14 protein-coding genes and 2 pseudogenes are annotated in these 12,043 nt (G+C 41.9%); 2 read left to right on the forward strand and 14 right to left on the reverse strand.

Annotated elements, in window-relative coordinates:
* Nucleotides 1–80 precede the first annotated feature (80 nt).
* From rbfA to ADG03_RS02845, 11 genes and pseudogenes are all read right to left on the reverse strand, one after another.
* A complete protein-coding gene (gene rbfA, locus ADG03_RS02800) occupies nucleotides 81–431 on the reverse strand; it encodes a 30S ribosome-binding factor RbfA (RefSeq protein WP_003003976.1) in 351 nt (116 codons plus the stop codon).
* Between the two features lie 74 nt (nucleotides 432–505).
* Nucleotides 506–2,998, reverse strand: a pseudogene (gene infB / locus ADG03_RS02805) (translation initiation factor IF-2); the annotation flags it as partial.
* A 98-nt stretch (nucleotides 2,999–3,096) separates the two neighbouring features.
* Nucleotides 3,097–3,220: pseudogene (locus tag ADG03_RS11995) on the reverse strand (translation initiation factor IF-2 N-terminal domain-containing protein); the annotation flags it as partial.
* A 16-nt stretch (nucleotides 3,221–3,236) separates the two neighbouring features.
* Nucleotides 3,237–3,536 (reverse strand): YlxQ-related RNA-binding protein, encoded by a 300-nt coding sequence (locus ADG03_RS02810; protein WP_023920256.1) that lies wholly within the window; start codon nucleotides 3,534–3,536, stop codon nucleotides 3,237–3,239.
* Nucleotides 3,529–3,825, reverse strand: a complete 297-nt coding sequence (rnpM, locus tag ADG03_RS02815) for an RNase P modulator RnpM (protein WP_003010401.1) — start codon at nucleotides 3,823–3,825, stop codon at nucleotides 3,529–3,531. The genes ADG03_RS02810 and rnpM overlap by 8 nt, the downstream gene beginning before the upstream one ends.
* 14 nt (nucleotides 3,826–3,839) lie before the next feature.
* Nucleotides 3,840–4,982, reverse strand: coding sequence for a transcription termination factor NusA (nusA, locus tag ADG03_RS02820; protein ID WP_003010402.1), 1,143 nt, complete (start codon nucleotides 4,980–4,982; stop codon nucleotides 3,840–3,842).
* Nucleotides 4,983–5,026: 44 nt separating this feature from the next.
* Entirely contained in the window at nucleotides 5,027–5,506 is a 480-nt protein-coding gene (gene rimP / locus ADG03_RS02825) for a ribosome maturation factor RimP (protein ID WP_021154518.1), read from the reverse strand.
* A 97-nt stretch (nucleotides 5,507–5,603) separates the two neighbouring features.
* Complete coding sequence (gene trmB, locus ADG03_RS02830; RefSeq protein ID WP_049472473.1) at nucleotides 5,604–6,239, reverse strand: tRNA (guanosine(46)-N7)-methyltransferase TrmB; 636 nt, start codon at nucleotides 6,237–6,239, stop codon at nucleotides 5,604–5,606.
* Complete coding sequence (ccrZ, locus tag ADG03_RS02835) at nucleotides 6,236–7,030, reverse strand: cell cycle regulator CcrZ (RefSeq protein WP_003003852.1); 795 nt, start codon at nucleotides 7,028–7,030, stop codon at nucleotides 6,236–6,238. Before ccrZ ends, trmB begins: the two co-directional genes overlap by 4 nt.
* Nucleotides 7,031–7,070: 40 nt before the next feature.
* Nucleotides 7,071–8,126 (reverse strand): ABC transporter permease, encoded by a 1,056-nt coding sequence (locus ADG03_RS02840; protein ID WP_049472474.1) that lies wholly within the window; start codon nucleotides 8,124–8,126, stop codon nucleotides 7,071–7,073.
* Nucleotides 8,123–8,854: an ABC transporter ATP-binding protein gene (locus ADG03_RS02845; RefSeq protein WP_049472475.1), complete on the reverse strand. Its 732-nt coding sequence runs from the start codon at nucleotides 8,852–8,854 to the stop codon at nucleotides 8,123–8,125. Before ADG03_RS02845 ends, ADG03_RS02840 begins: the two co-directional genes overlap by 4 nt.
* Before the next feature lie 67 nt (nucleotides 8,855–8,921).
* On the opposite strand from ADG03_RS02845, the gene ADG03_RS02850 reads away from it, so the two are divergent.
* Nucleotides 8,922–9,335, forward strand: a complete 414-nt coding sequence (locus ADG03_RS02850; protein ID WP_003012582.1) for an HIT family protein — start codon at nucleotides 8,922–8,924, stop codon at nucleotides 9,333–9,335.
* Between the two features lie 12 nt (nucleotides 9,336–9,347).
* Nucleotides 9,348–9,638 carry a hypothetical protein gene (locus ADG03_RS02855; protein ID WP_049472476.1) on the forward strand — a complete coding sequence of 97 codons (291 nt, stop codon included), beginning with the start codon at nucleotides 9,348–9,350 and terminating at the stop codon, nucleotides 9,636–9,638.
* Nucleotides 9,639–9,659: 21 nt separating this feature from the next.
* On the opposite strand, the gene lytR is transcribed toward ADG03_RS02855, so the two are convergent.
* Genes lytR through tsaE form a run of 3 tightly spaced genes read right to left on the reverse strand, consistent with a single transcriptional unit; the run spans nucleotide 9,660 to nucleotide 11,845 of the window.
* A complete protein-coding gene (gene lytR / locus ADG03_RS02860; protein ID WP_049472477.1) occupies nucleotides 9,660–10,853 on the reverse strand; it encodes a glycopolymer--peptidoglycan transferase LytR in 1,194 nt (397 codons plus the stop codon).
* A 13-nt stretch (nucleotides 10,854–10,866) separates the two neighbouring features.
* On the reverse strand, nucleotides 10,867–11,397 hold the full coding sequence (locus ADG03_RS02865; RefSeq protein ID WP_049472478.1) for a GNAT family N-acetyltransferase: 531 nt from the start codon (nucleotides 11,395–11,397) through the stop codon (nucleotides 10,867–10,869).
* Complete coding sequence (gene tsaE / locus ADG03_RS02870) at nucleotides 11,390–11,845, reverse strand: tRNA (adenosine(37)-N6)-threonylcarbamoyltransferase complex ATPase subunit type 1 TsaE (RefSeq protein WP_003010422.1); 456 nt, start codon at nucleotides 11,843–11,845, stop codon at nucleotides 11,390–11,392. Before tsaE ends, ADG03_RS02865 begins: the two co-directional genes overlap by 8 nt.
* Between the last annotated feature and the right edge of the window lie 198 nt (nucleotides 11,846–12,043).

A 12,043-nucleotide genomic window follows, 5' to 3' on the forward strand; every position in this document is an offset into this window, starting at 1 on the left:
GCTGACGTCCGTACTCACCTAAGGAAAGTTTCTAAGAAGACTTTGTCTTTCAATCTGGGCGTGGAAAATTTCCAACCTCTCTAGTCTTTGTTCAAATTGCGCAACATCTCATCGATCTTATTCCCGTATTCGATGGATTCGTCTTTCACAAAAGTAAGATCTGGAATCTTGTACAATTTCAGATTCCGACCTAATTCACGCTTGATGGTTCCTGTTGCTTTTTCAAGGCCTGTCTGAGCCTTTTGATTGTCTGAAGCCAAATCACTCATAATTGAATAATACACTTTGGCCATAGACAAATCACCTAGCATTTGAACATCCGTAATGGTGACGCCTTGAACACGCGGGTCACGGACTTTCTTTTGTAAAATCTCGTTGACTTCCCGCTTAATTTCCATCCCTACTCGGTCTGTCCGAAAATGACTTGCCATAGGAACTCCTTTCTGCTCTGTGTTTAAAAACTAGGAAATCAGAGGGGCCCCCTCTTTTTTCCTAGTCAGCTTGCTTATTTTTTAATTTCTTCCATGATGTAGGCTTCGATGGTATCATCTGTCTTGATATCATTGTAACCTTCAATCATCAATCCACCTTCACGACCATTTGTGATCTCTTTGACATCATCTTTGAAGTGTTTCAAGCTTGCAAGAGCACCGTCATAAATCACGACACCGTCACGAATGACACGGACTTTGGAATCACGAGTAACCTTACCACTGAGGACCATAAATCCACCGATGGTACCCACTTTAGAGACCTTAAAGGTTTCACGAATAACTGCTTCCCCGATGACTTTCTCTTCGAACTCAGGATCCAACATTCCCTTCATAGCATCTTCCATTTCTTCAATCACTTTGTAGATAATTGAGTGAAGACGGATTTCTACCTCATCAGCTTCAGCTTGTTGACGTGCTTGTGGCGTAGGGCGGACGTTAAATCCGATGATGAAGGCATTTGAAGCTTCTGCAAGGGTCACGTCTGATTCGTTGATAGCACCAACTGCTGAGTGAACGATGGTCACTTTCACACCTTCCACTTCAATCTTTTGAAGGGAGGCAGCAAGGGCTTCAACCGAACCTTGTACATCGGCTTTAATGATGACATTAACAGATTTCACTTCACCAGCCTTCAAAGTATCAAAGAGATTTTCAAGGCTGACACGATTAGTTGCTTGACGTTGTTTCATCAATGCACGTTTGGCACGTTCTTCACCTGCTGCACGCGCTGATTTTTCATCTTCATAAACCGCGAAATGGTCACCTGCCATCGGCGCTTCGTTCAAACCAGTGATAGAAACCGGAGTAGATGGTCCAGCTACTTTCACACGACGGCCAAGGTCATTGGTCATGGCACGGACACGTCCAAAGGTATTTCCGACAACGATTGGGTCTTGGACATTCAAGGTACCTTGTTGAACAAGGAGGGTTGCCACCGCACCTTTTCCTTTATCCAAGCGCGCTTCGATAACAGTACCGATGGCACGAACAGTTGGATCTGCCTTGAGTTCTTGGATTTCAGCCACAAGAAGGACCGTTTCCAAGAGTTCATCGATATTTTGGTTGAACTTAGCTGAGATTTCTACAAACTCAGAATCACCACCCCAAGCTGTTGACATAACTCCATGCTCTGCCAATTCACCGATGACACGCTCTGGATTAGCTCCTGGTTTATCGATCTTGTTAATAGCCACAATGATTGGAACATTGGCAGCTTTTGAGTGGTTGATGGCTTCGATGGTCTGTGGCATCACCCCGTCATCTGCTGCTACAACCAAGATGGTAATATCGGTAACAGATGCACCACGCGCCCGCATAGAAGTAAAGGCCGCGTGTCCAGGTGTATCCAAGAAGGTAATCTTCTTGCCATTTTCCACGATTTGATAAGCCCCGATGTGCTGAGTGATTCCTCCTGCTTCACCTGTTGCTACACGTGAATTACGAAGGGTATCCAAAAGGGTTGTTTTCCCGTGGTCAACGTGTCCCATGATGGTGACAACTGGTGGACGCTCTACCAACTCATCTGGATTTAAATAACCATCTTCAACGAAGAAGCGTTCGATATCGGCATTGTCCACTTCAACCTTTTTCTTGGCTTCAATTCCATAATCCACCATCAAGAGTTCAATCGTATCTCCATCCAGCGATTGGTTTTGAGTCGCCATGACTCCCATCATAAAGAGTTTCTTGACGATTTCAGCCGGTTCACGCTTGATGCGTTTTGCGATTTCTGCAACCGTCATTCCATCCGTATACTCAAATTCACTTGGTAATTCATGGAATTTACGCTCTGTTACTGGTTTTGGAGCATCATTACGGTTGTTCTTTCCTTTTTTATTTTTCTTATTGTTATTCCAGTTACTATTTCTCTGATTTCTCACTTGATTTTGACTATTTCGATTCCTTTGTTGTTTTCTTGGACCATCTTCTTCACGATCAAAATCATCGCGTTTCTTATCTGGTCGCGCTTGTTTCTTCCGACGTGTATCGACTTGAGCTGGAGCAGCAGCAACAGCTGGTTTTGTATGGTTCTCAAGAGCTGGCTCCTGTACAGGTGCTTTCACTTCTGGTGCTTCTACCCGTTTCCGGCGCTGTTGACGTTCTTGTTCTGCTTTTGCAGCTTGTTGTTTGTAGCGATCTTCACTTCCACGTGCGTACTCAGCATTTTGTTCAGCTTTCAGTGCTGCTGCACGCGCTTTGAAATCAACTTTTGGTGCCACTTGGGGTTGTGCACTACGTCTTTGATCTGGTCGGTTATTGCGACGCTCAGAACCTTGATTTCGTTGTTCATTTCGCTCTTGTGGTCGTTGATTTCGGTTGTCACCATGACGCTGATTGTCCTTGCGATCGCGTTTTGGACGATTATCTTGTTGTTTCCTACGTTCAGCCTGCTCTTTTGCACGCGCTTCTCGTTCCGCTTTAAAGTTACGACTCTTTGGTTTAGCAGCTGGCGTTACTGATTTTGTCTCAGTTGCTCCTTCTTTTTTGACGGGCGCTGCTTCTTTTTTCTCTGCGACAGCCGTTGTCTTGGCAGCCACTTCTGCTACTTTCTTTTCGACTGTTTCTTTTTTCGCTGAAAAGCTCTTGATCAACTTTTCAGCAACATCAGTATCGACACTAGATGCATGACTCTTGACGTCAAAACCTAATTCTTTCGCACGAGTGACGACTTCCTTACTTTCCTTGCCCAATTCTTTGGCAATTTCGTATAATCTTTTCTTAGACAATTGCTGTCCTCCTCTTCTATTCCATAAGAGACCTCATTTTCTTTGAAAATCCAGCATCTACAACAGCGACGACCTTACGGGCACGTCCAATTGCAGTGCTTAATTCTAGTGTTGAAAACACGGTAGATACTTGAACCTCATAATAGTGACCCTTATCTGTCACCTTTTTTGTCAGGTTACTAGCTGCATCATTTGCCAGAAAAACTAATTGTGCTTTTTCTTCCTGGATGGCTTTGATCACGAGTTCTTCTCCAGAAATGAGTTTTCCTGCTCTTTGCGCCAAGCCCAACAAATTACTTATCTTTTGCTTATTCAAGGCCTAACTCTCTTCTCTTCACCTTATGATCTACATAAGCGATCAATTCATCATAGAAAGCTTCTTCCACTTCCATATTAAAGCTACGATTAAAAACTTTCTTTTTCTTAGCAAGTGCCGCTTCTTCATTGTCTAGCTTGATGTAAGCGCCTCGACCATTGGCTTTGCCAGTTGGATCGATAAAGACTTGTCCTTCTTTATTTTTGACAATGCGGAGCAAATCGCGCTTATCAATAATTTCATTTGAAACGACAGATTTTCTTAAAGGGATTTTTCTTGTTTTTACCATGTTCCCTCCCTCTCTTAATCGACTTGCTCTTCGCCACTTTCTACTTGGTCTTCAAAAGTTTCTTGAGCTGCTTCCATTTCTTCGAACTCACTAGCAGATTTGATATCGATGCGGTAACCAGTCAAATGAGCTGCCAAACGAACGTTTTGACCACGACGACCGATGGCAAGAGATAGTTTATTATCTGGAACCACAACGAGAGCATGTTTGCTATCTTCATCATCAAAAATAACTTGGTCCACTTCTGCAGGAGCGATCGCATTGTAGATAAATTCAGCTGGATCTGGAACCCACTCGATGACATCGATATTTTCTTCTGTCGGAACCATACGGTCTAATTTTTGATCGTATCGAGCTGGGTGGAACTTGCTGGTAATCTTTTTAATATTCGATCCACCACGACCAACAATAGTCCCAATCGCATCTACGTTTGGATTATGGCTACGAACCGCAACTTTTGTACGATCTCCAGCTTCACGCGCTACACTCATAATCTCAACAGTTCCATCATAAACTTCAGGAATTTCTTGTTCCATCAAACGTTTGATCATTTCAGGGTGGCTTCGGCTAACAAAGACATTAACACCACGTGGATTATCTTCTACCTTGTAGACAAAGACTTCAATCCGGTCATGAGATTGGAACACTTCTCCTGGAATTTGATCTTGCTTAGACAATTGAGCTTCGATCGAACCAAGATTGACATAGATAAATCGATTGTCAAAGCGCTCCACCGTTCCACTCATGATTTCATTTTCATGCTCTTTATAAGTGTTATAGGTGATGGTGCGCGTTTGCTTACGCATTTTTTCCATGATCGTTTGTTTGGCAGATTGAGCTGCTACACGACCAAATTCAGCTGGTGCTTCTTCAAACTTGATCTTATCCCCCAACTCATAAGCAGAGCTAATGGCCAAGGCATCCTTCAAGCTGATTTCTAAACGGCTATCAAAGACTTCATCCACCACTTCACGAACCGTATAAACACGGAAATCTCCAGTTTTTTCATTGAATTCAATCGCTGCACTTTCTGATTGTCCATAACGACGGCGATAAGCTGAACGCAATGATTCTGTGACGGCTTCGATGATATCTTCTTTTTTGATCCCTTTGTCTTCTTCCAAAATGCGGAAGGCTTCTAGCATTTCTTTACTCATGTTTTTCTTGCCTCTACTATAAAGGCATCCTTTCTTTCATTCTGTTACAATTTTACAGCCAACCTTGCTTTGGACACAAGGTTATAAGGAATTTCTACAGTTTTCTTTCGTGTTTTATCCATATACTCAATGGTCAAAACATCCTCTTCAAAACCTACCAAGTTCCCCTCAAAGACCTTTTGCTTTTCAACAGCCTTATACAAGCTGATATTGACATACTTGCCAACAGCTCCCTCGAGTGCTTCCTTGGTTTTCAAAGGTCTCTCCAAGCCAGGACTGGTAACTTCTAAAAAGTACTGTTCTGGAAATGGATCTGGTTTGATTTGATCCAATAGCGGGCTAATGATTTCTGTCAAATCCGCTGTATCATTCAGTGTGATCCCTTCTGGTTTGTCTACGAAAATGCTTAAGACGTAGTCACCACCCATTTTGCCATATTCAACATCGACCAATTCAAATGGTTCTTTTATAGCTGGCTGAATCACTTCTGTTACTAAGTCAACAATCGTTGCGATGGTTGCCACCTCCTCATAGATAAGAGGCGAAGATATTTCCCCGCCTCTCCTTTTCTATTCATTTAAGGTATTATAACACGATTCCCCAATGATTGCAAGGAATATGCTAAAACTGTGCTTCTACACGGTAAATGACCTGCCCTTTACTTGAGAACTTTTTCTCATATTCCGTCATGACATTGCCCTCAAAATCACTAGCATGAAGGTCTAGCCAGACTCCCTTCAAAATCATACCATACTGTGAAAAGCTCACCAAACTGTATTCAAACAGACCTCGATTATCTGTTTTAAAGTGAATCTCCCCATGTTCTGGAAGAATTTGCTTGAAGGTATCCAAGAAAGTCTTGTAAGTCAAGCGACGCTTCTCATGACGTTTCTTAGGCCAAGGATCTGAAAAATTCAGATAGAGTCGATCGATTTCTCCATCTTCAAAATAGTTGGTCAAGCTATCTCCGTCTACCCAAAGCAATTTAATGTTAGGAACATCAGCTTCTAAGACCTTATCTAAAGCATAACTCAAGACCGATTTTTGAATATCAATTCCGATGTAGTTGATCTCTGGATTGGCCTTGGCCATCCCAGTAATAAAGGCCCCTTTTCCGCTACCCACTTCGATATGAATAGGATGGTCATTCCCGAAAATTTCATGCCACTTTCCCTTGGCATCTTCTGGATTTAGGACCACATATTGCGGGTTCGCTTCTAATAATTCAGTCGCTCCCTTGCGATTTCTAACTCTCATATTTCCTTTCCATATTTCAACCGGAAATTGCGCAGAGCATAGATCTCGCGATTGACATTTTCTAAATCATTATTTTCATAGTATTTAGCAATTTGGCACAAGAAAGAGTATTGACCAAACCAATAGAGTTTATCAAATACTTTTTGATTGTACTTGTAGCCATAATAACCTAACCAATCGCGCCAATTAGAATCTGGGATATAATGACTCAAGATATGCGCCACATCCAACATCCGGTCTGTCAAACGAACAGAGTCCCAATCGACTAGATAAATCAAGCCGCTCTCTGTCTCAATCCAGTTACTATGACGAACATCCCCGTGAACGATCGTCGCATAATCCTCCCGGAAGGCAGGCACTGTCTTACGTAAATTCTTTACGACTGATTGGATATAGTGGTTCTGACGTAGGGCAATTGGCAACCGATTGCTCCAAGAATTGAGCAATTCTAATGGAGATTCTACAGGATAGCCAAGTTTTTTCAATTGGGTCATCAAAGGTCTAGAACGGTGCAATCTCGTTAAAATATTGACGACTTGTTTTTTCGACATCCCATTTGGCGTGAGAATTTCCCCATTCAACCATTCTTGGGCACTCATCACATTTCCATCTGGCAATCGTCGACTCCATAATAATTGAGGAGCAATCTGTTCTTTTGCTAGACCCGCAAGGATTGGGGTCGTATTCATTTTTACAAAAACGCGCCCACCATCTGGGTAGGTCCCCATGTAGGCCTTCCCACTCTTCCCAGGAATTGGGGTGAGGCTTAGCTCTTTTTCATTCGAGTCCATCTTTTCCTCCGTAAAAAGTTTCCAATCTATTTTACTAATTTTAACGACTTTCGTCAACCAAGCGCGCCATCTTAAATGGAAGATAGAGTAGGATTAAAGCAACTGTGTAAGCCAGTAAGCCTAACAACAGGACTTTATCTGAAATAAAGACCAGGCCAATCCCCCCTTCTATCACCGTTATCATCCCCATGATCAGTTGAATCGTTTTGTTCAACCCTGCCTTTTTACTACCCTTTTTCATCGGGAAAAGGAGAGTCAAGGGTTGGTAATCAAAAGCACTGTAAAGCCCCAGTAATTGAAAAATAACCAAGTAATTGAGCAAGGCTACAAGCGCAATCACTACGAGAGGTTGAGGAATAAAGACCATAGCGAGAATGGAAAGAGCCAAGAGTCGGAGAGTCATAGAGAAAAGATCTCCATTCCGTAGGAAGGAGTGCATATATAAGTGAAGCCACGTATTGCCATGTGTTTTAGGAAGAAGCCCTAAGAAACCATCCAAGTATGCTCTTCTTTTAACACTGTTAGTAATACCTTTCACCGTTGTAAACAAGGCAAAGAAACGAAGAATCAATTGTTTCCTTGCATTCTCACGAGCAATGGCCAAGTTCCAATTCAAATTTCCATCCTGGTAGAAGCGCGCTTCCTTCCAGCTAAAAACAGCCCCTTTAGCCACTCCTAAGACAAGGATATAAGCTACAATAGCAAGTTTATCCAGCCCCGTTGCCAGAAGAAGAGGCACAAATAATAGAAGGACAAAACTTTGAATCAAAAACCAAAACACAAAAGACTTCTTGGCCTGCCCTTTGATATAACGTTTCACTTCCTCTTCCTTTACCAAAAGGAATAAAGCATCGGGCTTCTCTAAGTAGGTCGCAATAGAGCCTATCGGAACCAAGAGGAGCAAACCAATCATGAGACTCCAACGGATCAGGCTTGTATCTTTGGGTAGATCTTGCAAGAATTGACTGTATTGAACCGCCAAAAATCCTATAAAAATCAACATAAAGAGGACGAAATGATCATTGAGAACATAGCGGCTATATTTTACACATTGAGTTCGAAACGTTTGTTGCCGTTTTTTCATCAACTCTTTCATGCTGTTTCCTCTTCTGTCAAGGTCATGTAGATATCATTTAGACTTGCTTTCTCATCCCCAAAAGTTGAACGCAGCTCGTCCAAGGTCCCTTGTGCTCGGATCTGACCCTTATGGAGGATCACAAAACCATCACACATCTTTTCAGCCGAATCCAGAACGTGGGTACTCATCAAAATCGATTTCCCTTTTGCTTTCTCATCGGCCAATAACTGAATCAAATCTGCAATCGCAACAGGATCCAATCCCAAAAAGGGTTCATCGACAATATAAAGACTTGGATCCACTGCATAGGCGCAAATAATCATGACCTTTTGCTTCATCCCTTTTGAAAACTGGGTCGGGAACCAATCTAATTTTTCAGCCAAACGAAATCGTTCCAATAAAGGCTGGACGCGCACCATGACCTGATCCATGTCTAAATCATAGGCCATAGCTACGGTCTCGATATGCTCTCTCAAGGTTAATTCTTCATATAGGCTAGGGGTTTCTGGAATATAGCCGATTTTTTTACGATAGTCTGTTGGAGCTTCTGGAAGGCTCAAGCCATCAATCCGTACTTCTCCAGCATAAGGATGCAGGAGACCAATAATTTCATTAATCGTGGTTGACTTCCCAGCTCCATTTAGTCCAATCAAACCAATCAGTTGGCCATCCGGAACTGAAAAACTCACCTCTTTCAGGACAGGGATGTTGACATAGCCCCCTGTCAACTTGTTGATTTCTAACATATTTTCTCCGATTTCTGGTATAATGTTCTTATATTATAACAAAATTTAGTCTAAATGAGGTGTATTTATGGTTGACGATTGTATTTTTTGTAAGATTATAGCTGGCGACATTCCTTCCTCCAAAGTCTATGAGGACGAGGAAGTCCTCGCATTTTTGGACATCTCTCAGGTTACACCAGGTCATACGTTAGTGGTTCCAAAAAAACACGCTCGCAACCTTTTAGAGATGGACGAAACCGCCACAGCTCAACTATTTGCACGTGTTTCTAAAGTTGCTAAAAAAGTAGAAGCTGCTACCCAAGCTAAGGGAATGAATATCATCAGCAACATGGAAGAAGTTTCTGGACAAACCGTTTTTCACACACATGTCCACATTATCCCTCGCTATTCCGATCAAGATGAGCTTGCCATTTCTTTTACTGAACACGAGCCTAATTTTGAACAACTAGCAGTTCTCGCAGAAACCATCAAAAACAGTTAAAAAGGAGGCCATATGAAACTCAAAAATCTCTTTTGGTTTGCAACAGGAGCTAGCATTAGCTACCACCTGGTTAAAAACCGCAAAGAAATCAAAACAGAGGTAACTGAATCCAGCCAATTGGTTAAGGGAATTCAAGATAACCTAGCAAAAATCCAACGCAATCTGGATATTATCCAAGCCCAACAGACCAATCTTCAAGAATTGGTAACGGATTTCCAATACAAGACCAAATTATTTAGTCAACAAGCAACAGCCTCTCTAAAAGAAATTCAAGACATCTGGCAACCAAGTAAAAACGATTGAGAAAACTCAATCGTTTTTTTCTTATTCTGAAGGTACCGTAGGTGTCACACTGCTCGACTCTGTAGCTGCAGGAGCAACTGGTGTCACTGGTGCAACAGAACTTTGAGGCGTCACCACTCCCGTATCCTGGGTCGATGGTACAACTGGTAGTTGGTTAAACTCTTGGTAAACAGGCGCTTCCTCAGATGATGCCGCTGGCGTATCATTTTGAGAAGAAGCATTCTTCAACTCTTCATCTCCATCTAATAGGTAAGCATTGGTTTTCAATGTTTTGATTTCTTTTAGTCCCAAAGCTTTACGGATGATATTTTGAATTTTCAAGATATGTTTTGAAGTGACAATCTGATAACTTCCGCCATCTGCTAAGGTGGCATCTTCTCCTTTCAGCTGGTACTGATGAATCGTTGAAAGGGCATCTTTATATCCTAGCAATTGAAGAAGGCTATTACTGTCAAGCGCTATGTTGGTTTGCATATTATCGCTAACAGACTCAATGATTCCTTTGTAGTGACTCAAACTATTGAGGCTTAAAACTTTCTCAACAATCTTTTTGATCACTTCACGTTGGCGTTTTTGACGTCCGTAGTCTCCTTCTGGGTCTTGGTAGCGCATGCGTGAATAAACGAGAGCTTGGTCCCCATTAATCTCCTGACGTCCTGGTGCGATCTTAGCCGTATATTCTGGCTCATTTTCCTCGATCGAGATATCGAAGTCAAATGGATTGTTGACTGTGATGCCACCAACCTTATCCACTAATTGAACCAGCCCCTTCATATTGATCATGACATAGCGGTCAATATGGATATTCAAAAGATCTTGAATGGTCTTAATGGCTAACTTGGCACCACCTTGAGCATAAGCCGAATTCAATTTTGCTTGGACCGTTTCGCCATCTGAAGTAATATTGGTTAGGATATCTCTTTCCAAGCTAGTCATGGTTGTTTCTTTTGTTTGAGGATTAACAGTCACCAAAATCATAGTATCACTATTTCCGGCCCAAGGATCTTCCCGAGAACCGCTACCTGTATCAACCCCCATCAAAAGGATGGTCATCGGCTTGTTTTCTGCAATGACATTGGTCTCATTTCCAAAGCCTTTATAGGTCTTACTGAGAGTCCCAGTCGTTTGGTTTAGGATGGTAAGGCCATAAGCCCCAATCCCAATCACTGTTACCGTCAATAAGCTCAAAAACATTAAAATAATTTTTTTAACCATATAGAATCTCTCTCTAATCTATCAGTTTCCCCATAAGGTAAACATCTAAGAATTCTCCTTCAGCTGAACAAGCTCCACGAGCTTGGCAACCTTCGATCTCAAAACCTAACTTTTTATACAGGTGAACCGCCCGTTCATTGCGCACTTGGACATTCAAGACTAGTTTCCTAAGAACACCGGTCGAGTGCGCCCACTCGATCCCTTCTTCCAACAGGATCTGTCCAAGCCCTTGATTCCAATAAGCTTTTTGAACCACAATAAAGACATCACCAATATGCCGAATGGACCGTTGAGAAGCTGCAGTGATATTTAACAAAGCTGCCAGTTCCTGATCTAGAAATAGCAAGAGGCAAATCCGGTTTTCCGCCATCTCTTGCACCATCAGAAATTGCTCCATGTCTGCTGGAGACATGCCAATTCCAGCTTCATCTAGTGTCATGTAATCTGACTCTTTCCCAACTTGATTTAAGAAATCAACGACAAGAGCCGCATCTGCACTGTCAGCTTGCCGAATTTCTACTGTCACTTCCTTTTCCTTAGTCATCCGTTTTTTCCACCTGCTCAAAGGATGTCAGTAAAGCTTCTGCACGCGCTCCATGAGCTTCAAAAGCTAACTCTCGCCCATCTTCTAATTTTCGGATAAAAATTTTTAGATAAGCATCCGAAAGACTCGGCTCAATCAGCTCTCCCCATTCAATAATGGTAGCACCATCTCCAAATAGAAAATCATCTAAATCAATAGAATCTGGATCATTCCCAATCCGGTAAACATCCAAATGGTATAAAGGCAAGCGACCTTCGTATTCACGAACAATGGTATAGGTCGGGCTTTTAATCATCTGATCAATCCCTAACCCCTTTGCAATTCCCTTGGTAAAGGTCGTTTTTCCTGCTCCTAGATCACCTGATAAGATAATCACGTCTTGCTTTTCTAAGAGTTTTCCTAGCTGTTTTCCTAGAGCGATCAGCTCCGTTTCATTGTGACTAATCATTTCTCTATTATACCAAACTTTTTAAAAATCTGCTCTTTCTTTTAGAAATTGTTCGACTCAGGTTTGCTTTTTAGATAGATAGACAAACTATTTTAAAGTAAAATAAGTTAAGTGATTCTGCAAAAAAAAATAAATTTGAGTTCCAATTTTTAAATCGATTTAAGAAAATACTGAAACTTTCCGCTGTGAGAAAAGTGC

Source organism: Streptococcus parasanguinis (genome assembly GCF_001069785.1).
Taxonomy (GTDB): domain Bacteria; phylum Bacillota; class Bacilli; order Lactobacillales; family Streptococcaceae; genus Streptococcus; species Streptococcus parasanguinis_T.

Excerpts from the sequence above, each read along its gene's own strand:
- rbfA (WP_003003976.1), bottom strand. The coding sequence starts at position 431 with ATGGCAAGTCATTTTCGGACAGACCGAGTAGGGATGGAAATTAAGCGG.
- rnpM (WP_003010401.1), bottom strand. The coding sequence starts at position 3,825 with ATGGTAAAAACAAGAAAAATCCCTTTAAGAAAATCTGTCGTTTCAAAT.
- nusA (WP_003010402.1), bottom strand. The coding sequence starts at position 4,982 with ATGAGTAAAGAAATGCTAGAAGCCTTCCGCATTTTGGAAGAAGACAAA.
- trmB (WP_049472473.1), bottom strand. The coding sequence starts at position 6,239 with ATGAGAGTTAGAAATCGCAAGGGAGCGACTGAATTATTAGAAGCGAAC.
- ccrZ (WP_003003852.1), bottom strand. The coding sequence starts at position 7,030 with ATGGACTCGAATGAAAAAGAGCTAAGCCTCACCCCAATTCCTGGGAAG.
- ADG03_RS02840 (WP_049472474.1), bottom strand. The coding sequence starts at position 8,126 with ATGAAAGAGTTGATGAAAAAACGGCAACAAACGTTTCGAACTCAATGT.
- ADG03_RS02845 (WP_049472475.1), bottom strand. The coding sequence starts at position 8,854 with ATGTTAGAAATCAACAAGTTGACAGGGGGCTATGTCAACATCCCTGTC.
- ADG03_RS02850 (WP_003012582.1), top strand. The coding sequence starts at position 8,922 with ATGGTTGACGATTGTATTTTTTGTAAGATTATAGCTGGCGACATTCCT.
- ADG03_RS02855 (WP_049472476.1), top strand. The coding sequence starts at position 9,348 with ATGAAACTCAAAAATCTCTTTTGGTTTGCAACAGGAGCTAGCATTAGC.
- lytR (WP_049472477.1), bottom strand. The coding sequence starts at position 10,853 with ATGGTTAAAAAAATTATTTTAATGTTTTTGAGCTTATTGACGGTAACA.
- ADG03_RS02865 (WP_049472478.1), bottom strand. The coding sequence starts at position 11,397 with ATGACTAAGGAAAAGGAAGTGACAGTAGAAATTCGGCAAGCTGACAGT.
- tsaE (WP_003010422.1), bottom strand. The coding sequence starts at position 11,845 with ATGATTAGTCACAATGAAACGGAGCTGATCGCTCTAGGAAAACAGCTA.